The following is a 20,229-nucleotide window of genomic DNA, read 5'->3' on the forward strand; positions in this document are numbered from 1 at the left end:
CTCTCCCTCACAAGCCGCCTGCTGTGCACACACCGCCATCTGCCGTGCGCGCCTCGATGCAACTGGACCCCAGCGTTATCGGCACCTTCGCCAAGAACCTGAAACCCATGGGGCTTCACGTGGAGTGAGACGCTATACCGTGACGGCTATGACGCGAAACATTGGGGCGATGGTGTGATTTTTTCCACTGTGTCCGAGTTCGGCGGTCCGGACGTCCTGCGCACACAGAGCAGGCCTGATCCTGAGCCAGGCGTGCACGAGGTGCTGATCCGGGTACGCGCGGCCGGCGTGAACCGGGCGGACCTGCTGCAGCGCGAGGGCCGGTATCCGCCGCCGCCGGGAGCGCCAGCGTGGCCAGGCCTGGAGGTCGCCGGCGTGGTGTCCGCCGTGGGATCGGGCGTCACGTCCTGGGCCGTGGGGGACGAGGTGTGCGCGCTCCTGGCAGGCGGCGGGTACGCGGACGCCGTCACCGTGCACGAGGACCTCGTCCTGCCGGTGCCGGCAGGGCTGACGTGGGAGGAGGCGGGGGGGCTCGTCGAGGCGGCGTGCACCGTCTGGTCGAACCTGCAGGCGGCCGATGCGCGTCCCGGCGAGACGCTGCTGGTCCAGGGAGGCTCGGGGGGCGTGGGGCACCTCGCGATCCAGATCGCGGTAGCGGCAGGGATGCGCGTGCTCGCGACCGCTGGCGGGCCGGAACGGGTGTCCCGCTGCGAGGTGCTGGGGGCGGTCGGGATCGACCACCGTGAGGGGGAGGTCTCCGCCACGGTGCGGGAACTCGGCGGAGCGGACGTCATCCTGGACGTGCTGGGCGCTGGCGCTCTCGAGGACAACCTGCGCTGCTTGCGGCCCGACGGCCGGCTGCTGGTCATCGGCATGCAGCGAGGCGCACGAGGCGAGCTCGACCTGGGCCGGCTGCTGTCGCTGCGGGCGCGAGTCATCGGCACCACCCTGCGAGCGCGCCCGCACGACCAGAAGGCCGCGATCGTGAGGTCCGTGCGCGAGGACGTGTGGCCGTGGATCCCGAGTCAGGTGCGGCCGGTGGTCCACGCGGCGGTGCCGCTCGAACGCGCAGGGGACGCGCATCGGCTGCTCGAGTCGGGCGAGGTCTTCGGCAAGGTGGTGCTCACCCCGCCCGTGCCCGCCTGAGCCGTCCCGTCCTGAAGAGGCGGCACCCCGGTCAGCGCCTCTGCGCGTCCGTGAGGAGCCGTGGACCTCTACGCGAGGTTGCCCGCGGCGAGGGATGCCGCGAGCGCGGGAGAGACCGGCAGCCTGGGGATGAGCGTCGCCTGCAGTGCGTGGTAGATGTCCGCCTTGCCCTCCCACACCGTGCGCGACACCGCGTTGTCGGTGCCGAGCTCGTGCCACCACGAGCCGCCCTCATGGTCCAGGTGGTGCTCGCCCGCGAACTCCCACCACCGGCGGTAGTCCTCGGCATAGGTGGGCAGCTTGGTCGCCTGCCACAGCGCGGCCGCTGCACCGATCGCCTCCGCCGTCACCCAATGCATGCGCTCGCGCACCACCGGCCGGCCGTCCCAGTCCACGGTGTAGACGAAGCCGACTGCGCCGTCGACGTTCCATCCCTCGCGCACCGCCGTCGCGTACAGCTCCTTCGCGTCGTCCATCATCCACTCCGGGCGCGCCAGCCCCGACTGCTGCACCGATGCGGCCAGCTGAAGCGTCAGGCGGGACCACTCGAGGAGATGGCCGATGGTCGCGCCGAACGGCCGGAAGGGGTGTGCAGGCTCGTCCTCGTTGTAGGACATGAGCGGCTGCCACTGCGCGTCGAAGTGCTCCGGCAGACGCCAGTCGTTGGCGCGGGCGTAGCCGTGGACGGCGCGCTCCGTGATGCGCAGCGCGCGCCGCAGCAGCGACTTGTCGCCCGTGACGTCCGCGGCCGCCATGTACGCCTCGACCGTGTGCATGTTCGCGTTGATGCCGCGGTAGTCCTCGATCTCGGACCAGTCCCGGCCGAACGCCTCGCGGCTCATGCCGGCCTCGTCATCCCAGAACCGCTGGCCGTGCACCTCCAACGCCTCCTCCAGGAGGTCGCTCGCTCCGGGCCGGCCCGCGGCCACTGCGGAGGAGGCCGCGAGGATCACGAACGCGTGCCCGTACGCCTCCTTGACGTCCTTCGTGGGACCGTCTGGGTCCACCGCGGCGAACCATCCGCCGTGCTGGTCGTCGTGCAGACGCCCCCTCAGCGCATCGATGCCGTGGTCGACCAGCGAGGACGCCCCCGGGCGCCCCATCATCGCGGCCAGGGCGTACGAGTGCGTCATGCGGCAGGTGATCCACAGCTCGACGTCGTGCGACTGGTCGAGCGCGCCGCTCTCGTCGAGCCAGCCGAACCCCCCGCGTGGGTCACGGCTCGCGGCTCCGAAGCTCAGGAGACGATCGGTCTCGGACTCGAGCCAGCGGTGATGGGCAGGGGTGGTCAGCCAGATCATGTCACGAGCCTACGGGCACGTCCGTCACAGGACAGCGAGGCGTTCCGGGTCGATGAGGCGCTCGAGCAGAGGCAGGATCCCGTCGTCCTCGACCGAGCCGAGCACCTCGTCCGCGACCTCGTGCACATGAGCGGGCGCGTTGCCCATCGCTGCGGACTGGCCCGCCCACTGCAGCATCGCGAGGTCGTTGTTGCCGTCGCCGACCGCGACGGTGTGCGCGGGGTAGACGCCCATCTTGCGACGCAGCGCCTCCAGCGCGGAGGCCTTGGTGACCCCGGGAGGGGTGAGATCCAGCCACGCCGAGTAGCCCACGGCGTACGTGACGTCGTTGAGGCCGATGCGCTGGACCAGGTCGTCGAAGTGGCTGACGTCCACGCCGGGAGCGCGGATCACCACGCGGGTGACCTCGCCCTGAGCGAGCTCCTCGAACGAGTCGACCACGATCTGCCGGCCTGTCAGCTCGCCCATGGGGAACTCGCGGCTCACGCGGAAGCCCACGCCCAGGTCCTCGACCGCGAAGAACGCGTCCGGCATCTCCTGGCGGATCAGCTCGAGGGCAGCAGTGGGGTCGAAGGTGACGACCTCGATGATGTCGTAGCCGCCTGGGCTCGCAGGGTTGAGGCGGATGGTCACCGCGCCGTTGGCGCACACCGCGTATCCGCGGCGAATGCCCAGGCGCTCCGCGACCGGCATGGTCGCGACGATGTTGCGGCCGGTCGCGAGGATCACGTGGTTGCGGCACATCCGCACCTGCTCGACGGCGCGCACCACGCGGTCCGAGATGTCGCCGCCCCAGTGCATGAGCGTGCCGTCGATGTCGAGGCCCAGCAGCCTCCACGAGTCGTTGTCCAGCGGGGGCTGCATCTGGTCGGGGGCCTGGCTCATGGGGATGAGCCTACGACGAGCCGGTGACGCGGGCGTGAACGGCACTCCCCTGCCCCCGCACGGGCGGGCTCAGGCGACGGGTTCGAGGCGCTCGACGCCGCCCAGGTAGGGGCGCAGGATCTCGGGCACGTGGACCGAACCGTCCGCCTGCTGGTGGTTCTCGAGCAGCGCCACGATCCACCGGGTGGTGCCGATGGTGCCGTTGATGGTCGCCACGGCCTCGGTGCCGCGCTCGCCGCGCTCCCGGATGTTGAGCCGTCGCGCCTGATAGGTGGTGCAGTTCGAGGTCGAGGTGACCTCCATCCAGCGCTCCTGGCTGGGCAGCCACGCCTCGCAGTCGAACTTGCGCGCCGCGCTCGAGCCCAGGTCTCCTGCCGCCGTGTCGATCAGGCGATACGGAAGCTCCAGTGCCTGCAGCATCTCCTCCTGGATGGCGAGGAAGCGCGCGTGCTCGGCCGCGGCATCGGCCGCCGTCACGTAGCTGAACATCTCCACCTTGTGGAACTGGTGCACGCGAATGATGCCTCGCGTGTCCCGCCCCGCCGAGCCGGCCTCGCGGCGGTAGCAGGCGCTCCAGCCGGCGTAGCGCAGCGGTCCGGCGCTCAGGTCCACGATCTCGTCCGCGTGGTAGCCCGCGAGAGCGACCTCGGAGGTTCCCACGAGGTACTGGTCGTCGCGCTCGAGGTAGTAGATCTCCTCCGCGTGCTTGCCCAGGAAGCCGGTGCCCGCCATCGTCTCGGGCCGCACCAGCGTGGGCGTGATCATGGGGCTGAAGCCGCGCTCGTACGCGAGGTTCATCGCAGCGTTGAGGATCGCGAGCTCGAGGCGTGCCCCGATGCCGGTGAGGAAGTAGAAGCGCGCGCCGGACACCTTGGCACCGCGCTCCATGTCGATCGCCTTCAAGCGCTCCGCCACCGCCAGGTGGTCCTGGACCTCGACGCCCTCCGCTGCGAAGTCGCGGGGCGAGCCCTCGTGGCGCAGGACGGTGAAGTCCTCCTCGCCTCCGCTCGGAACCTCGGGCTCCGGGATGTTGCCGAGCGACCGGGCGAGCTCGACCGCCCTGGCGGCTGCCGCATCGGCCGTCGCGCTCAGCTCCTTGACCTGAGCGGCCAGGTCCTTGGTGCGGGCCAGCAGCTCCTGCTTGGCGTCGCCCTGTGCCTGCGCGACCTCCTTGCCCAGCGCCTTCTGCTCCGCGCGCTTGGTCTCGAAGTCCGCGAGCGCGGCGCGGTGCTCCGCGTCCGCAGCGAGCACCTGATCCACCACCGCGGGGTCGTCGCCGCGGGAGCGCTGGCTGTCCTTGACACGGTCGGGGTCAGCGCGCAGCAGCTTGAGGTCGATCATGCCCGCGATTCTAACGGGGCGTTAGGCTCGAGCCATGCTGCCCCTCATCCTCGGATCGATCGCCTTGATCGTCGGGGTGATCGCTCTGGTGCTGGCGGTCTCCGTGACCCGCCGTGTGGGCGCCCGCGACCCGTTCGCCGTCCCCAAGTTCTGGCGACGCGTGCTGCGCATCAAGCCGGCGACGGCCAACGTCAGCGGCGCCTTCACGATCGATGCTCCGGACAAGCAGCGGGTCGCCTTCGTCGCCAACCCCAGCAAGGAGAGCGTGACCGAGATCCGCGAGCGGGCGATGCGGGCATGCGCGATCCGCTACCTGCCGCAGCCCATGTGGTTCGAGACCACCGTGGACGATCCGGGCACGGGACAGGCGCGCCGGGCCATCGCCGCCGGGGCCGATGTGGTGATCGCCGTCGGGGGCGACGGCACCGTGCGGGCCGTGGCCGAGGCGCTCGCCGGCACGGACATCGCCATGGGCATCCTCCCCATGGGCACCGGCAACCTGTTCGCACGCAACCTGGACCTTCCCATCAACGACACCTCCGCGCTGATGCGCACGGCCCTCGAGGGCGTGGACCGCCCCGTCGACGTGGGCTACATGGACATCGAGCGCGCGTTCCCCGGCCACGGGGAGGACAGCCGTCACCTGTTCCTCGTCATGGCGGGCGCGGGCATCGATGCGGAGATGGTCGCGGGTGCCAACGCGACGCTGAAGCGGCGCCTGGGATGGATGGCGTACTTCTTCGCCGCTCTCGAGCACCTGGGCGACAAGCGCATGACCGCGACGGTCAGGATCGACGATGCGGAGCCCGTCACGAACGAGATGCGCACCGTGCTGCTGGCGAATGCGGGCAGGCTGCCCGGGGGCCTGCAGCTGATCCCCGACGCCTCGATCTCGGATGGCCTGCTGGACATCGCCACGCTCGACGCACGCGCCGGGATCGTGGGCTGGACGGACCTGTTCGGCTCGGTCATCGCGCAGGGCGCAGGCATCAAGCAGTCGGAGCTGCTGCAGGCGTGGCGCGCCTCCCGCATCGATCACGGTCGAGGCAGCTCGGTGGAGATCGCCATGGCGTCGCCGCAGCGCGTTCAGGTCGACGGCGAGGAGCTGGGGCGCGCGTCGCGTGTGAAGGCGTGGCTCGAGCCCGGATCGCTCCGAGTGAGGGTGCCGGCCACCTGAGCCGTCGCATCGGCCGTCTCCCCCACTCCCGCTCCCTCAGAATTTGGCACCATTTTCATCGCCCAATAGGCGCAATGAGGAAGAACCTTCCAGCGGCGCGCGACGAACGTCAGCGCTGCCTCACCGCAAGAGCCTCTCGCGCACGGGCCCGGCACCACTCGGGTCGACGCGTCACGTCCTCCCACGTGAGACGAATCACGGAGTAGCCGGCCGCCACGAGAAGCGCGTCTCGCTCGAGGTCCTTGCGCCGCGCCTGGTCGTCGGAGTGATATCGGCGGGAGTCGAGCTCGACCGCGACCTTCGCGTCACGGTGCAGCATGTCGGGGTGCAGCGCGACACCCACCGCGATCACCTCCCCCTGGCGCTCCCAGCCCTGCCACTCCGGACCCACGAACACCTGCGTCGCCGCGACGTGCTCGAGCATGCTCTGCACTCCGGCCCTAGCCAGATCGACGACCTCGGCGAGCTGTGCGCGCGCGGGAATCCGCCCGTGCTCGGGCAGGCGGCGCCGCAAGGCCTCGGCGTCAACCGGTCCGTCTCTCATGATGTCGAGGAGACGGCCGATGCGCTGGTCGGGGGCCGCTCGGCGCCATACGAGGATCGCGGCGTCCTCGGGCGACAGCACCCGCACTCCGTCGACCACCGCAATCTCGAACGGTCGATCGGTACGCAGAACTGTCGCGCATCGTGGCGCGGAACGTCGTACCGCCGTGGGCAGCACCACGTCGACTGCGTCGAACCGCGCCGCGGCCCATCCATGCAGCCACAGCGCTGCCGCGCCCGAGATCGCGCCATGCGGCTCCATCCACCTCACGACAGCCTCGATCTGGCACGCGACGCTCGTCTGATGCTCGCGGTGCGCCCACTGCCCAGGCGCGATGCGCACTACCAGCCCGTATCGCTGCGCGTCGGACAAGGTTCGCCTGCTCCAGCGCTCCTCGAGCTCGCCGCGAGACCACGGGCGTGGGTATGCGGCCATCGCCGCTGCCATCGAGGCGACGGACGGGGCGCTGCGGCGTCGAGTCATGACACGGACAGTAAGAGTGGGGACGAGGAGCGCGCTCGAGCCGGCGCGTCACCTGTGGACATCGTTCAGGGTGAGCGGCCGCTGTGGAGACTCTTTCCTCATCGTTCCGTCTGGGCGATGAAAATGGTGCCAAATTCCGGGAAGTCGGGTGGAGGGGTCAGGCGTGGTCGCCGTTCCTCAGCTGCTCGACCCACGCCCGGGCGTCCGCGAAGTCCGCGTCCGAGGTCCCCGGCACCACTGGCGTGGGCTCATCCGCCGCCGCCGGGTACGAGCCCAGGAACACCACCAGCGGGCAGGTGCGACGCAGGCCCATGAGGGCCTCCGCCATGCGCTGCTCCGCCACGTGCCCCAGGGCGTCGATCGAGAACGAGTACTCGCCTGGCCGGTCCCAGCGGGGACGCGACTCGATGCGTGACAGATTCACGCCGCGCGCCGCGAACTGCTCGAGCATCTCCAGCAGCGCGCCGGAGCGGTCCGTGGGCAGGTGGACGGTGAGCGTGGTCTTGTCGCGGCCCGTGGGCTCGGGCACGGCCGCGGGACGCCCCACCTTCACGAACCGCGTCGCAGCGTGCTCGTTGTCCGCGACGTGCTCCTCGATCAGGTGCAGCCCCAGGCCGGCGGCGGTGCCTGGTGGAGCGAGTGCTGCGTCGACGTCGATGCCCTCGACGGCCTCGCCGGCGGCGATCGCTCGCGCGCCCGCGGCGTTCGAGGAGGCGGGCACGAACACCGCCTGCGGAATGGTCACGTGCGCCCATCGACGCACCTGGGCCCAGGCGTGCGAGTGCGCGGTGACCCGCGTGATGTCGCCGTGCGCGATCCCCTCCCGCGCGACCAGCTCGAACTCGACGGGCAGGACGGTCTCCGCGAGGATCACCAGCGGTGCGCCCTCAGCCAGCGTGTCCAGGGTCGCGGTGACGCCGCCCTCGACCGTGTTCTCGATCGCGACCACAGCGAAGTCGACCTCGCCGGCACGCACCGCGCCCAGGGCCGCCGGCACGTCCACCACGGGCACGTACTCGGCGTCCTCGGGGGACACCATGCGGCGCAGGGCCGCCTCGGTGAAGGTGCCAGCAGGTCCCAGGAACGCGTAGCGGGGCCTCGTGCTCACTGGTCCTCCTCGGTGGCGGTCTGCTTGGCCACGGTCGCGTCGGCGTCCAGGGCATCGCCTTCGCGGCCCTGGCGAGTGCGGCGCGCCACGGCCTCGCGTGCGCCGCTGATCCCGCTCTTCACGCGTCGGGTGCTCACGGCCATCATGACGTCACGGTACTGGGCTGCGCGCGCGGCGGCCGCGCGGGGGGAGGTGCCGGGCGCACGGTGGCGGATCTCGCACTCGACCTCGGTGGCGCGCATCCCGGCATGCAGGACGTCGATCGTCATGCCCACCTCGAGCCCGGCGCCGCGGGCGAGCGGCATGGCCGCCTCGAGCGCCTCGCGGGTGAGGCAGCGGATGGGGCCCAGCGGGTCCGTGGGCGTCCAGCCCGAGGCCTGCTCGATGGCTCGCCTGGCGGCCTTGCCGGAGGTGCTGAGGGTGCGGGCCTGACCTTCCGTCACGGCGATCGCGAGATCCGCGACATGCTCCACGACCGCGGGCACGAGCGGAGCGGCGCCCACCGCGTGGTGCCCCAGTCCGCCGGGCAGCAGCAGCACGGCACGGGGCGTCCGGCCCGGCTCGTCGCGCATCGCGATCACCGAGCTTCCGGTCTCGATCGACGCCGTGCGCCCACGATGGTGCGAGTGCCGCACCACGACGGCACCGGCCTTGCGCGCGAGCTCCTGGGTGTTGTCGCCGGAGGCGTCGTCGACCACGAGCACCAGGTCGATGCCCGGGATCGATCGGGCGGCGCGCACGGTCGCGGCGATGCGACGGGCTTGGTTGTGCGCCACGATCAGGGCGGCCGCGGCATGCAGATCCGCGGCCCGCTTGACGCCGCCCCGTCTGCGCGCGGGGGCGGATCCATCTCCGGCAGCCTTGCGCGCGGGAGCGGTACGCCGGGCCGATGCGGCGGCGGGCTTCTTGGCGGGCGTGCCCGTGGCGCCGGCGCCGCGAGGGCGCGCCGAGCCGTCCTGCGGTGCCTCCTGATCCGCAGGCGCAGAGGACGGGGGAGTCCGGCGCTTGGCTGCCACGTGCCCAGCCTAGCCGGGGACCCGGGGGGTTTTGTCAAACTTTGACGCTCGCGTGACGTTCCCGTGAATGACCCGTACCGATGGACGGCGCGGGCGGGAAGGTGCAAGAGTGGGGCGCATGCATGAGCGCGCCGGAACACCCGCCCAACCCCAGGACCTCATCGACGTGGACGCCCTGTTGGGGGCCTACTTCGATCAGGTGCCGGACCCTGCGAATCCGGAGCAGAAGGTGGTCTTCGGCACGTCCGGACACCGGGGCAGCGCGTTCGACACCGCCTTCAACGAGGCGCACATCGTCGCCACCACCGCGGCGATCGTGGAGTATCGCCGCGCTCAAGGCACCGACGGGCCGCTCTTCCTGGGCAAGGACACCCACGCGCTGTCGGGCCCGGCGCAGGACACGGCGCTCGAGGTGCTGGCCGCCGCAGGGGTGCGGGTGTGCATCGACGCTCGCGACGGCTACACGCCCACGCCCGCCGTCTCGCTCGCCATCCTCGTGGAGAACGGCGCCGTGGACCCCACCGGGCTGCGCACGTCCGGATCGGGCCTCGCCGACGGCATCGTGGTCACGCCGTCGCACAATCCTCCCCGCGATGGCGGCTTCAAGTACAACCCCCCGCACGGCGGCCCCGCGGACTCGGACGCCACCCGCTGGATCGCGAACCGCGCCAACGAGATCCTCACGGGCGGCGCGTGGCGACAGGTGCCGCGCAAGCAGCTGAAGGACGCCCTCGCGGCGGACAGCACCGAGCGCTTCGACTACCTCCATCTCTACCTGCGCCACCTTCCGACCGTGATCGATCTGGACGCGATCCGCTCAGGCGGCGTGCGCATCGGCGCGGACCCGCTGGGCGGCGCCGCGGTCGACTACTGGGGCGCCATCGGCGAGGAGCACCGCCTGGACCTGACCGTCGTGAACCCCGAGGTGGACCCCACGTGGCGCTTCATGACGCTCGACTGGGACGGCAAGATCCGCATGGACTGCTCGAGCCCCTCCGCGATGGCGAGCTTGCGCGGCCTCATGGAGGGCGCGGACGCGCCGTACGACATCGCGACGGGCAACGACGCGGACTCCGATCGGCACGGCATCGTCACCCGCGATGGCGGGCTGATGAACCCCAACCACTTCCTCGCGACTGCGATCTCGTACCTGTACGGCGGGGCGCGGCCGGACTGGCGGCCCGATGCGCGCATCGGCAAGACCCTCGTGTCCTCGTCCCTCATCGACCGGGTGGGAGCGAAGCTGGGCCGCCGCGTCGAGGAGGTGCCCGTGGGCTTCAAGTGGTTCGTGCCGGGGCTGCTGAGCGGCGAGGTGGGCTTTGGCGGTGAGGAGTCCGCTGGGGCATCCTTCCTGCGACGCGACGGCCGGGTGTGGACCACGGACAAGGACGGCATCCTGCTGTGCCTGCTGGCGTCGGAGATCATGGGCGCCACCGGACGCACGCCCTCGCAGCTGCACCGCGACCTCACCGATGAGCTGGGCGAGAGCTGGTACGCCCGCGTCGACGCCGCCGCGACCAAGGCACAGAAGGACACCCTCGCGCAGCTGTCGCCGTCTCAGGTGAGTGCGACGGAGCTCGCCGGCCAGGAGATCACGGCGAAGCTCACGGAGGCGCCCGGCAACGGGGCGGCCATCGGCGGTCTCAAGGTCACCACGGCCGATGCCTGGTTCGCCGCGCGCCCGTCCGGCACCGAGGACGTGTACAAGATCTACGCGGAGAGCTTCGTGTCCGAGGCGCACCTGGGCGAAGTGCAGGACGCCGCTCGGACCGTGGTCGCGGAGGCGCTCGAGGGCTGAGCGCCCGTACGGTCCGTCAGGCCCGGTCGATCCAGCGTCCGTGCGGATGCGCGATCGCGACCGTCTCGCCGCGGTCGAAGGACGGTCCCACGCGCACGGCGGCGGCCGGGTGCTCGGCGACGGGCTCGAGACCCACCCGCGTGACGTCCCGGTGCCGAGTCGCCTCGTCCACCGCCGCGTCGATGTCCGCCCTCACCGCGGCATCGGCTTGGTACAGGGCGATGGTGTGCCACACCACCACCGGACCAGGCGGGAGGGTCGCGACCACCTCCGTGAGCGCCGTGGCCGCGTCGCCCGCGACCATCCGCACCTCCGTGGAGCGGCGCAGCGCGATGGCGGCACGCAGTCGAGCGAGCCGGTCCAGGTGCTCGGGCCACACCAGGGCCTCGAGCCACGCTGCTGCGGCCGGGTCCGTGGCGTCCACCGGCGACAGGTCGATGCCGGTCCGCGTCGCCAGCTCCGGCACCCGCGCAGGCAGGTCGAAGCCGCCCCGATCGTCGCACTCGAGCTCGAGCACCCCGCCGCCGATGCGCGTGTCGCCCTCCGCACCGCGGTACCGGTAGGCGAAGCGGTCCAGCAGCAGGTTGAGGCCGGCCGATGCGCCCAGGTCGATCGCGTGCACGGCTCCGCGGTCTCGGGGCAGCCACGGCAGCAGCACGGCGGCGCGACCCACCTCATTGGTCTGAGTGCGGTGCGACTGCGCGATCGCGAGCAGCGCGTCCTCGCGTGCGAGAACGTGGTCCCGGAACGCCGCCACGGCGTCGGCGCCCGCCTCGCGCGCGGGTGAGGTGAGGTGCGGGTACCACGCGGCCAACGCATCGGCCGGACTCGTGGTGAGGCGCACGGCGCCGAACAGCAGGTTCAGGGGCGGAACGTTGTCGATCCGAGCCACCACCCGCAGCAGCTCCGGATCCTGCGCGATGCCGAGCGCGAGCGCGCGGTACAGCGGCGAGTCGCTCGCAGCGTCCGCCCAGCGACGCACCTCTGCGGCGACCTGGTCGAGATCCGCGCGATCGGCCGCGCTCCAGTCGATCGTGCCCATCGCACCTCCCGAGCACACTGTGCCAGGACGCCGTGGTCGGTGCCCAGGGCCGGTGGGGCGCGCCCTGGCTCCGCTGAGTGTCACCGCGCCTCGCTAGCGTGGGCACATGACCGCGCTCCCGGGCTCCGAGGTGCAGGCGCTGCGCATGCGGGCACTGCTGCTGGCCGGCGACCATGCGCACCGCTCCGTGGGCGACGTCGCCATGTGGATGGGCGCCATGCAGGCGCAGGATCTCGCGAGCGGGATGTGGTCCCTGGGGATCCGCCTGCCGCACCTCACGGCGCCGGACGTGGACGCGGCCCTCGAGCGTCGCGAGGCGCTGCGCACCTGGCCCATGCGAGGCACGGTGCATCTGGTTCCTGCGCGCGATGCCCGGTGGATGCTCGACCTGATGTCCGGGAAGCCGCTGGCGGGCGCTGCTGCTCGGAGGCAGTTCCTGGGGATCACCGAGGACACGGTCGCGACCGCGAACGCGGCGCTCGAGGGTGTCCTGCGCGGCGGCAAGCGACTCACCAGGTCGCAGTGCCTCGAGGCGATCGCGGATGCCGGGGTGCCCTCGCCTGGCCAGGTGGGCTACCACCTGCTCTGGTACGCCTCGCAGGTGGGGCTGACGTGCATGGGTCCGCAGGACGGCAAGGAGCAGACGTTCGTGCTGCTCGACGAGTGGGTGCCTGACCCCGTAGCGCTCGAGCGCGAGGAGGCGCTCGCGGAGATCGCCGTGCGCTACGTCCGCAGTCATGGGCCGGTCACCGTGAAGGATCTCGCGCGCTGGACCGGACTGGGAGTGCGCGAGTGCCGCGCGGGCGTGGCGGGCGCGGGGCAGCGCTTGAGAGCGGTCGACACCGATCACGGTCCCATGGTCGCGGCGGCGGAGGCCCTTGACGACGCTCCGCCCGCGAACGAGGGCGGCCTCGTCATCCCGCCTGGCTTCGACGAGTACATGCTGGGCTACGGGGATCGCTCACTCATGATGGAGCCGCAGCACATGAACGCCGTGGTGCCGGGCGGCAACGGGGTGTTCCGGGCGACGCTCGTGCGCGACGGTCGGGTGGTCGGGACCTGGAAGCGGACCATGCGCACCACGACCTGTGTGATCGACGTCGACCCGCTCACGCGGCTGGACGCTCGCGAGCGCGACGGCTTCGAGCAGGCGTTCGCCCGCTACGGCACGTTCATGGGACGCGGCCTCGACGTACGCTGGGGCGCCGTCACCCGAACTGGCTGAGCGCGTACAGCAGCAGCCCATAGATCGCGATGATCCCCACGACTGCCACGGCGCCGGTGATGATCGCGGCCAGCGCCAGACGCTTGTTCGTGGCGAGTCCGTTGCGCGCGGCCGCGCGTCCCCGCACGCCCAGCACCATTCCGCTGATCGCGAGCACGAGCACCACCAGCACCGGCGTGCTGAAGCCCACGAACCACGCCAGCAGACCCGCGAGCGCCAGGCCGGACAGCACCATGCCCACGACAGCACGCCGGTTGTGCTCGGTCGCTCGATCGAACGTCACACCCTCGAGGCTGAGCGCCTGCTCGCCGCGGGAACCGGGGTGCGGTGGCGGCACCGCCGGCCCACCGTCCAGCGGAACGGGCGTGGACGCCGGGTTGGTCGCGCCTGCGGGGCCGCTGTACCAGTCGTCGGGCGCAACGATCGCGCCGTCCTCGCGCGGCTGGTCCGGCCCCTGCTCATCAGGACGATGCTCGTCGGGCTGGGTCATGGTCGGCTCCCCTCGCCGGTTGATCAGGCCAGGCTAGCGGCTCGCACCAGCGGCGATCAGCGCGTCGATGGCGCCGCGAGTCGTCGTCGGTGAGCGAGCAGGGCGACCACCAGAGGGACGAGCAGCACGGCGCCCGCGATCGACAGGCCCGTATACCCGAGCGCCGCGAGGGCGAGACCCGACAGCGCTCCCGCGCTGGCGCCGGCCAGGCCCATGGTGAGGTCCGCGACGCCCTGCACGTCGGTGGGAGCGGCACGCCCGTGGTGCGACAGCACCGCGATGAGCGTGGCCGCCGCGATGGTCACCGCCGACCACCCGAGCCCGATCAGCACCAGGCCCACGGTGGCCCACAGCTCAGCGATCGCGTGCGAGCCGTGACCCGCATCCGCCCAGCCCGATGCGGCAGTGAAGCCGCAGCCGATCAGCAGCACCGTGGTGCCCAGAGCGACCACCGAGCGGGGTCCCCACCGGTCCGCGAGCCAGCCGAACACCGGCGCGAGCATGTACATGCCGGCGACGTGCGCACTGATGACGATGCCGATGAAGCGCAGCGAGGATCCGTGGCCGTGGAGGTGGACGCTGCTCATGGCCATCACGCCCACCATGACGGCGTGGCCCGTCGCCATCGCGATGAGACCCAGGCGACCGTCCGCATTCGCCCACACCGCTCGCAGCGTGTCGACGATCCTCCGGCGAGCGGGCGCGCTCGCCGGACGCGGGTCGCGCAGGCCGATGCGGATCACCAGGGCGGCGACCAGCAGAGCGATCAGTCCGAACACCCACGCCCCGCCGATAGGCACCAAGCCCAGACTGGCGCCCAGGCGCGCCCCGGGCTCGATGAGGTTGGGGCCTAGGATCGCGCCGATGGACGACGCCCACACCACGATCGACAGCACGGTGCCGCGTCGCGCATCGGCCACGCCGTCCGTCGCGGCGAACCGCGCCTGAAGACCTGCGGCCATGCCGCCGCCCACCAGCAGCGATCCCGCGAGCAGCAGCGGCAGCGACGAGAGCGCGGCGGAGAGCAGTGCCACGGCGGCGCCGCCTGCGGCGAGCGCCAGACCCGTGGTCAGTGCCGTGCGCCTGCCTGCGCGACCGGCGAGCCGGGCCAGGGGGACCGCGATGAGCGCCGCACCCAGCACGTTCGCTGTCTGGGGCAGCCCCGAGTAGGCCGCGGATCCGCTGACCTGCTCTGCGAGCAGTCCTCCCACCGACACCGCAGACGCGACGCCCACGCCGGCAGTGAGCTGCGCGGACGCCAGCACCGCGACGCGAGGCCGGTTCACCCGCCCCTGCGCGCGCGTGCTCACGCCCAGACGAGTCCTTGAGCGGGGTCGTTCATCACCCGGCCCACGTCGTACAGCACGCGAGCGCCCAGCTCACCGTCCACCAGGCGGTGGTCGAAACTCAGCGCGAGCTGGGTCACCCAGCGCGGCTGGATCTCGCCCTCGTGCACCCACGGCATCTGGCGTACCGCGCCGAACGCGAGGATCGCGGCCTCGCCGGGGTTCAGGATCGGCGTGCCGGTGTCGATGCCCAGCGCGCCCACGTTGGTGATGGTGATGGTGCCGTCGCTCATCTGCGCGGGGCTGACGGTGCCCGCGCGCGCCTCGGCCGTCAGGTGCTGGAGCTCGACCGCGAGCGCGTGGAGCGGCAAGCGGTGGGCGTCCTTGATGTTGGGGACCACGAGGCCGCGCGGAGTCGAGGCGGCGATGCCCAGGTTGACGTAGTGCTTGTAGACGATCTCCTGCGTGGCGTCGTCCCAGCTCGCATTGACCTCGGGGTGGCGGCGCACGGCCAGCAGCAGCGCCTTCGCGACGATCAGCAGCGGGGTGACGCGCACATCGGCGAAGTCCTTGTCCTGCTTGAGCTTCGCGACCAGGTTCATGGTCTCCGTGACGTCCACGGTGTGGAACTCGGTGACGTGCGGAGCGGTGAAGGCGGACTGCACCATCGCCTCTGCGGTGCGCTTGCGCACGGACTTCACGGGCACCCGGGTGGTGCGCCCATCGCCCTGCGGGGTGCCCGTCTCGAGCCAGGGCTGATCGTCGCTCGGGTAGGTCGCGAGGGTCTGCGCCGAGTACGCCTTGACGTGCTGCTCGACGTCCTCGCGCGTGACGAGGCCGCCGGGTCCCGAGGGCGTCACCGTGGTGAGGTCCACGCCCAGGTCGCGGGCGAGCTTGCGGACGGGGGGCTTCGCGAGCACCGGGTACTCGTCGAGGTCCTGCTCGCCGCCCACGGGCTCGATCGCCTCCTCGCGGCGGGGGCGCCGCTCCGCGGAGCCGGCCTTCACGCCATAGCCCACGAGGACCGCTCCCGACTCGCCGCCGGCATCGCTGTCGCCGCCGGCGTCGGACAGGGGACCGGCATCCGCCACCGGGGCGCTCGCCGGTGCCGCCTGCACGGGGGCGTCAGTGGCCTCAGCGGCGGCGTCGGCACCGCTCGGCGCCGAGGACTCTGCGGGCGCCTCGCCGTCCGGGTCCACGTCCACCTCGAGGATGGGCTCTCCCACCTCGACCGTGTCACCCTCGCGCGCCAGCAGCTCCTTGACCACGCCGTCGAACGGGCAGGGCAGCTCGACCAGGGACTTCGCGGTCTCGATCTCGACGATGGGCTGGTTCACCTCGACCGTGTCGCCTGGTGCCACGAGCCAGGTGACGATGTCCGCCTCGGTGAGGCCCTCGCCCGCATCGGGCATCCGAAACTGCTGGAAGGTCGGCATCGCGGGCTCCTCAGTGCCTCATGACTCGGTCCACGGCGTCCAGCACGCGGTCGAGGCTCGGCAGATAGTCGTGCTCGAACGTGGCTCCAGGGTAGGGCGTGTGGAAGCCACCGACGCGGAGCACAGGCGCGTGCAGGTGGAAGAAGGCCTCCTCCGTGACGCGCGCGGACAGCTCGGCTCCCGAGCCGAACGCGGTGGGCGCCTCATGCACCACGACCACCCGGCCGGTGCGCTTGGCGGAGCGCACCACGGTGTCGGAGTCCATCGGGGACAGGGAGCGCAGGTCGATCACCTCGACGTCGGTGCCCTCCGTGGCGGCGACCTCCGCGGCCTGCAGCGCCAGCCGGACCGTGGGGCCGTAGGCGACCACGGTCACGTCCGAGCCCTCGCGGGCCACGCGAGCCGATGCCATCTCCGCTGTCGCCGCCGCCTCGCCGTCCGCGGCGTCGAGCTGGGCGCGCACGCGCTCCGTGTCGACGTCGCCCTTGACCCAGTAGCGCGCCTTGGGCTCGAAGAACATCACCGGGTCGGGGCAGGCGATCGACTGCTGGATCAGGTCGTAGGCGTCCTGCGGCGTCGCCGGGGAGACGATGCGCAGGCCGGCCGTGTGCGCGAACAGCGCCTCGGGGGACTCCGAGTGGTGCTCGACCGCGCCGATGCCGCCCGCGAACGGCACGCGGATGACGATGGGCAGCGTGATCTGACCCTGCGAGCGATAGTGCATCTTGGCGAGCTGGGTGGTGATCTGGTCGTAGGCCGGGAAGATGAAGCCGTCGAACTGGATCTCGATGACGGAGCGATAGCCGCGCATGGCCATGCCGATGGCCGTGCCGACGATGCCGGACTCCGCGAGCGGGGTGTCCATGACCCGCGCCTCGCCAAAGTCCTTGTGGAGTCCGTCGGTGACCCGGAAGACGCCGCCCAGTGCGCCGATGTCCTCGCCCATGAGGAGCACCTTGTCGTCGCGCTCCATGGCAGCGCGCAGGCCCGCGTTGATGGCGCCTGCCATGGTCAGCCGCTCGCTCATCCGGCCGCCTCCACGTCCGCGAACGACCTCTCGTAGCGCTCGAACCAGGCACGGTCCGCGTCCACGGTCGCGTGAGGCAGCGCGTAGACGTGGTCGAACATCGTGGTGGTGGCCGGGCGCTCCCACCCGCGCACGGACTCACGCGTGCGCTGGCCCAGCGCCTTGGCCTCGGCGGTCACCAGGGCGCGGAACTCGTCGGAGAGCTCGCCGCGCTGGGTGAGGTGCGCGTCGAGGCGGGCGATGGGGTCGCGCTCGGCCCAGTACGTCTCCTGGGCCTTCGAGCGGTAGCGCGTGGGGTCGTCCGAGGTGGTGTGCGCGCCCATCCGGTAGGTGAAGGCCTCGATCAGGACCGGCCCGTTGCCGCTGCGGGCGTGCTGCAACGCCCACTGGGTGACGGCGTGGCACGCGATCACGTCATTGCCGTCGACGCGCACGCTGGGGATGCCGAAGCCCTTGCCGCGGTCCGCGATCGGCACGCGCGACTGGCGCGTCGCCGGCTCGGAGATCGCGAACTGGTTGTTCTGCACGAAGAAGACCACGGGCGCCTGGTGCACGGAGGCGAAGACCATCGCCTCGCTCACGTCTCCCTGCGAGGTGGCGCCGTCGCCGAAGTAGCAGACGGTCGCGCCGTCGCGCTCCGGGTGACCGCTGGCGACCAGCCCGTCGCGGTCCATCGCCATCGCGTAGCCCGTCGCGTGGAGTGCGTGGGTGCCGATCACCAGCGAGTACAGGTGGAAGCCGTGGTCCTGAGGGTTCCAGGCGCCGTGCTGGAGCCCGCGGAAGATGCGCAGGATCTCGACGAGGTCGACGTCGCGAGTCATCGCCACGCCGTGCTCGCGGTAGCTGGGGAACACGAAGTCCGGCTCCCGCAGCGCGTGGCCGGACCCGATCTGCGCGGCCTCCTGGCCCAGCGACTGGACCCACAGGCCCAGCTCGCCCTGCCGCTGCAGGCTGGTGGCCTCAAGGTCCCAGCTGCGCAGCACGGTCATGTCGCGCCAGAACGCCCGCAGGTCATCGGGGGTCAGGTGCGCGGCATAGGGGCTGTAGACGTCATCGCCGACGGCGTTCCCCTGGTGGTCGAGCAGTTGGACCAGGCCGTCGGAGGAGAGCGGACCAGTCGCGTCCACGGGGCCTCCAGGATGTTCTCGGGGACGCTCAAGCGTCCGCCTTCGCTAACTTACGCAAGCGTAGGCTACGCAACCGTAGGTTGCAAGCGCATCAGTTCTTCGACGCCTGGTACGCGTCGACGACCTCCTGCGGGTCCCCGTCCATCTTGAGGTTGCCGTGATCGATCCACAGCACTCGCGAGCAGGTGTCGAGGATCGAGCGCATCGAGTGGCTCACCAGGAAGACCGTGCCCGCCTGCTCGCGCAGCTCGCGGATGCGCGCCTCGCTCTTGGCCCGGAACTCCTTGTCGCCCACGGCGAGCGCCTCGTCCACCAGCAGGATCTGGTGGTCACGGGACACCGCGATCGAGAAGCGCAGACGTGCCGCCATGCCGGACGAGTAGGTCTTCATGGGCAGGTCGATGAACTCCTCGAGACCGGAGAAGTCCACGATGTCCTGGTACACCGCGTCCGCCTGCGCCCGGGAGTTGCCCAGCGCGAGCGAGCCCAGGATCACGTTCTTGGAGCCGGACAGGTCGCCCAGCAGCGCAGCGTTGACGCCCAGCAGCGCCGGCTGGCTCGAGGCGAACACGCTGCCCGATGCGGGGCTCTGCAGACCCGCGATCGCCCTCATCAGGCTCGACTTGCCGGAGCCGTTGTGGCCGATGACGCCGATGCTCTCGCCCTCGTGGGCGACGAAGGTCATGCCCTTGACCGCGTGCACCACCCGGATGCCGCGCTGGCGCTGCAGCAGCGCGCGCGTGCCGCTCGCGGCCTTGCCGGAGGCGAAGGTCTTGTACTTGATGTGGAGATCGTCCACCACCACCGTCGGATGGCCGGTGCGCGTCGCGGAGCCCTCAGTCACGGCCGTACCTCTCCTCGCCCTTCCAGAAGAACACGAGGCCGAACGAGGACGTCACCACCGCCGCTCCGATGGCGATCCACCACATGAACGGCTCGATCGGGTTGCCCGTGACCATGTAGCCGCGCACCAGCGCGATGAAGTCGTGCACCGGATTCAGTCGCGCGAGCGTGAGCAGCTCCTGCCGGTCCGCGAGCACGCGCTCAAGGTCGAAGAAGATGCCGCTGGTGTAGAACACCACGCGCGACACCAGCGGGATGATCTGCGACAGGTCACGCACGTGCACCGTGAGCCGCGCCGTGATGAGCGCGATGCCCAGGTTGAACAGCGTCATGAGCATCATGACGGGCACGAGCATGAGCCATGACCACTGGATGGGCTCACCCACCACGAGCAGGATGACCATCATGACGAGCAGCATGGGGATGAGCTCGACGAACTGCCGGATCACGATCGCGATGGGCAGCAGGATGCGCGGGAAGCTCAGGCTGCGCACCAGAGACTTGGACCCGACGATCGAGTTCGCGCCGCCGGACATGGTCTTGGTGAAGTACTCGAAGATGAACACGCCCACCACGAGGAAGGCGACGAAGTTGTCGGGCCGCGTGTCGCTGGGCATGATGACGCCGAAGATCGTGCCGAACAGGATCGCGTTGAGGATGGGCCGCAGCACCACCCAGCCCATTCCCAGCCGGTTCTCGCTCATGGCGGCCTGCAGCCGGTAGCGCGCGAGAGTGCTCGCGAAGTCGCGGCGGCGCCACGTCTGCACGATGTACGCGCGCAACGGGGGCCGAGCGCCTACGCGCTCCAGGCCGTTGTCGCTCGCGAGCGCCTCAAGATCGGTGGGCGTCACTCTTCTCCTCGGGACAGGTCTGCGGCGGAGGCTGCGGACAGGACACCGGCGCGACCAAACTTATCAGCGCCGCTGGCGCGGTCTGGATGCAGCGTTCTCAACG

Annotated in this window: 18 protein-coding genes; 4 read left to right on the plus strand and 14 right to left on the minus strand. The window is 71.2% G+C overall.

The genetic code is table 11. The features are described from left to right. Positions 1 to 174 precede the first annotated feature (174 nt). Positions 175 to 1,146 carry an NAD(P)H-quinone oxidoreductase gene (locus tag Dac01nite_RS03855; RefSeq protein WP_203653492.1) on the plus strand — a complete coding sequence of 324 codons (972 nt, stop codon included), beginning with the start codon at positions 175 to 177 and terminating at the stop codon, positions 1,144 to 1,146. Between the two features lie 68 nt (positions 1,147 to 1,214). On the opposite strand, the gene Dac01nite_RS03860 is transcribed toward Dac01nite_RS03855, so the two are convergent. The 3 genes from Dac01nite_RS03860 to serS all read right to left on the minus strand — a co-directional run bounded on the left by Dac01nite_RS03860 (position 1,215) and on the right by serS (position 4,673). After that, positions 1,215 to 2,447 carry an AGE family epimerase/isomerase gene (locus Dac01nite_RS03860; RefSeq protein ID WP_203653493.1) on the minus strand — a complete coding sequence of 411 codons (1,233 nt, stop codon included), beginning with the start codon at positions 2,445 to 2,447 and terminating at the stop codon, positions 1,215 to 1,217. 24 nt (positions 2,448 to 2,471) lie between these two features. Continuing rightward, positions 2,472 to 3,332: an HAD family hydrolase gene (locus Dac01nite_RS03865; protein WP_239066485.1), complete on the minus strand. Its 861-nt coding sequence runs from the start codon at positions 3,330 to 3,332 to the stop codon at positions 2,472 to 2,474. A gap of 69 nt (positions 3,333 to 3,401) precedes the next feature. Next, positions 3,402 to 4,673, minus strand: a complete 1,272-nt coding sequence (gene serS / locus Dac01nite_RS03870; RefSeq protein ID WP_203653494.1) for a serine--tRNA ligase — start codon at positions 4,671 to 4,673, stop codon at positions 3,402 to 3,404. A 34-nt stretch (positions 4,674 to 4,707) separates the two neighbouring features. Here serS and Dac01nite_RS03875 point away from each other — a divergent pair, with 34 nt between their 5' ends. Next, complete coding sequence (locus Dac01nite_RS03875) at positions 4,708 to 5,850, plus strand: diacylglycerol/lipid kinase family protein (RefSeq protein ID WP_203653495.1); 1,143 nt, start codon at positions 4,708 to 4,710, stop codon at positions 5,848 to 5,850. Positions 5,851 to 5,959: 109 nt separating this feature from the next. Here the strand turns inward: Dac01nite_RS03875 and Dac01nite_RS03880 are convergent, their stop codons facing one another. The 3 genes from Dac01nite_RS03880 to Dac01nite_RS03890 all read right to left on the minus strand — a co-directional run bounded on the left by Dac01nite_RS03880 (position 5,960) and on the right by Dac01nite_RS03890 (position 9,001). After that, the gene (locus tag Dac01nite_RS03880; protein ID WP_203653496.1) at positions 5,960 to 6,877 is read right to left on the minus strand and encodes a DUF559 domain-containing protein; all 918 of its coding nucleotides are present in this window, start codon (positions 6,875 to 6,877) and stop codon (positions 5,960 to 5,962) included. A gap of 157 nt (positions 6,878 to 7,034) precedes the next feature. Further along, complete coding sequence (pheA, locus tag Dac01nite_RS03885) at positions 7,035 to 7,985, minus strand: prephenate dehydratase (RefSeq protein ID WP_203653498.1); 951 nt, start codon at positions 7,983 to 7,985, stop codon at positions 7,035 to 7,037. After that, positions 7,982 to 9,001 (minus strand): glycosyltransferase family 2 protein, encoded by a 1,020-nt coding sequence (locus Dac01nite_RS03890; protein WP_203653499.1) that lies wholly within the window; start codon positions 8,999 to 9,001, stop codon positions 7,982 to 7,984. Before Dac01nite_RS03890 ends, pheA begins: the two co-directional genes overlap by 4 nt. Before the next feature lie 118 nt (positions 9,002 to 9,119). Here Dac01nite_RS03890 and pgm point away from each other — a divergent pair, with 118 nt between their 5' ends. After that, the gene (gene pgm / locus Dac01nite_RS03895) at positions 9,120 to 10,799 is read left to right on the plus strand and encodes a phosphoglucomutase (alpha-D-glucose-1,6-bisphosphate-dependent) (protein WP_203653500.1); all 1,680 of its coding nucleotides are present in this window, start codon (positions 9,120 to 9,122) and stop codon (positions 10,797 to 10,799) included. A 16-nt stretch (positions 10,800 to 10,815) separates the two neighbouring features. Here pgm and Dac01nite_RS03900 read toward each other — a convergent pair whose 3' ends face one another. Continuing rightward, positions 10,816 to 11,841: a DUF2332 domain-containing protein gene (locus Dac01nite_RS03900; RefSeq protein WP_203653501.1), complete on the minus strand. Its 1,026-nt coding sequence runs from the start codon at positions 11,839 to 11,841 to the stop codon at positions 10,816 to 10,818. Positions 11,842 to 11,947: 106 nt separating this feature from the next. On the opposite strand from Dac01nite_RS03900, the gene Dac01nite_RS03905 reads away from it, so the two are divergent. Continuing rightward, positions 11,948 to 13,066, plus strand: coding sequence for a winged helix DNA-binding domain-containing protein (locus Dac01nite_RS03905; RefSeq protein ID WP_203653502.1), 1,119 nt, complete (start codon positions 11,948 to 11,950; stop codon positions 13,064 to 13,066). On the opposite strand, the gene Dac01nite_RS03910 is transcribed toward Dac01nite_RS03905, so the two are convergent. From Dac01nite_RS03910 to Dac01nite_RS03940, 7 genes are all read right to left on the minus strand, one after another. Then, positions 13,050 to 13,556, minus strand: a complete 507-nt coding sequence (locus Dac01nite_RS03910) for a DUF4190 domain-containing protein (protein WP_203653503.1) — start codon at positions 13,554 to 13,556, stop codon at positions 13,050 to 13,052. The genes Dac01nite_RS03905 and Dac01nite_RS03910 overlap by 17 nt on opposite strands. 56 nt (positions 13,557 to 13,612) lie before the next feature. Next, positions 13,613 to 14,866: an MFS transporter gene (locus Dac01nite_RS03915; RefSeq protein WP_203653504.1), complete on the minus strand. Its 1,254-nt coding sequence runs from the start codon at positions 14,864 to 14,866 to the stop codon at positions 13,613 to 13,615. Then, complete coding sequence (locus Dac01nite_RS03920) at positions 14,863 to 16,278, minus strand: dihydrolipoamide acetyltransferase family protein (protein ID WP_203653506.1); 1,416 nt, start codon at positions 16,276 to 16,278, stop codon at positions 14,863 to 14,865. Before Dac01nite_RS03920 ends, Dac01nite_RS03915 begins: the two co-directional genes overlap by 4 nt. Before the next feature lie 10 nt (positions 16,279 to 16,288). Further along, entirely contained in the window at positions 16,289 to 17,305 is a 1,017-nt protein-coding gene (locus tag Dac01nite_RS03925; RefSeq protein WP_203653508.1) for an alpha-ketoacid dehydrogenase subunit beta, read from the minus strand. Next, positions 17,302 to 18,432, minus strand: a complete 1,131-nt coding sequence (locus tag Dac01nite_RS03930) for a thiamine pyrophosphate-dependent dehydrogenase E1 component subunit alpha (RefSeq protein ID WP_203653509.1) — start codon at positions 18,430 to 18,432, stop codon at positions 17,302 to 17,304. The genes Dac01nite_RS03925 and Dac01nite_RS03930 overlap by 4 nt, the downstream gene beginning before the upstream one ends. Before the next feature lie 91 nt (positions 18,433 to 18,523). Continuing rightward, positions 18,524 to 19,276 carry an ABC transporter ATP-binding protein gene (locus Dac01nite_RS03935; protein ID WP_239066486.1) on the minus strand — a complete coding sequence of 251 codons (753 nt, stop codon included), beginning with the start codon at positions 19,274 to 19,276 and terminating at the stop codon, positions 18,524 to 18,526. Then, on the minus strand, positions 19,269 to 20,126 hold the full coding sequence (locus Dac01nite_RS03940; RefSeq protein WP_203653510.1) for an ABC transporter permease: 858 nt from the start codon (positions 20,124 to 20,126) through the stop codon (positions 19,269 to 19,271). The genes Dac01nite_RS03935 and Dac01nite_RS03940 overlap by 8 nt, the downstream gene beginning before the upstream one ends. Between the last annotated feature and the right edge of the window lie 103 nt (positions 20,127 to 20,229).

Source organism: Demequina activiva (genome assembly GCF_016862815.1).
GTDB classification, from domain to species: domain Bacteria; phylum Actinomycetota; class Actinomycetes; order Actinomycetales; family Demequinaceae; genus Demequina; species Demequina activiva.

What these genes read in the sequence shown, in the direction of transcription:
- Dac01nite_RS03880 (WP_203653496.1), bottom strand. Translation starts at nt 6,877, where the DNA reads ATGACTCGACGCCGCAGCGCCCCGTCCGTCGCCTCGATGGCAGCGGCG.
- Dac01nite_RS03865 (WP_239066485.1), bottom strand. Translation starts at nt 3,332, where the DNA reads ATGAGCCAGGCCCCCGACCAGATGCAGCCCCCGCTGGACAACGACTCG.
- Dac01nite_RS03905 (WP_203653502.1), top strand. Translation starts at nt 11,948, where the DNA reads ATGACCGCGCTCCCGGGCTCCGAGGTGCAGGCGCTGCGCATGCGGGCA.
- pgm (WP_203653500.1), top strand. Translation starts at nt 9,120, where the DNA reads ATGCATGAGCGCGCCGGAACACCCGCCCAACCCCAGGACCTCATCGAC.
- serS (WP_203653494.1), bottom strand. Translation starts at nt 4,673, where the DNA reads ATGATCGACCTCAAGCTGCTGCGCGCTGACCCCGACCGTGTCAAGGAC.
- Dac01nite_RS03875 (WP_203653495.1), top strand. Translation starts at nt 4,708, where the DNA reads ATGCTGCCCCTCATCCTCGGATCGATCGCCTTGATCGTCGGGGTGATC.
- Dac01nite_RS03920 (WP_203653506.1), bottom strand. Translation starts at nt 16,278, where the DNA reads ATGCCGACCTTCCAGCAGTTTCGGATGCCCGATGCGGGCGAGGGCCTC.
- Dac01nite_RS03860 (WP_203653493.1), bottom strand. Translation starts at nt 2,447, where the DNA reads ATGATCTGGCTGACCACCCCTGCCCATCACCGCTGGCTCGAGTCCGAG.
- Dac01nite_RS03925 (WP_203653508.1), bottom strand. Translation starts at nt 17,305, where the DNA reads ATGAGCGAGCGGCTGACCATGGCAGGCGCCATCAACGCGGGCCTGCGC.
- Dac01nite_RS03910 (WP_203653503.1), bottom strand. Translation starts at nt 13,556, where the DNA reads ATGACCCAGCCCGACGAGCATCGTCCTGATGAGCAGGGGCCGGACCAG.
- Dac01nite_RS03900 (WP_203653501.1), bottom strand. Translation starts at nt 11,841, where the DNA reads ATGGGCACGATCGACTGGAGCGCGGCCGATCGCGCGGATCTCGACCAG.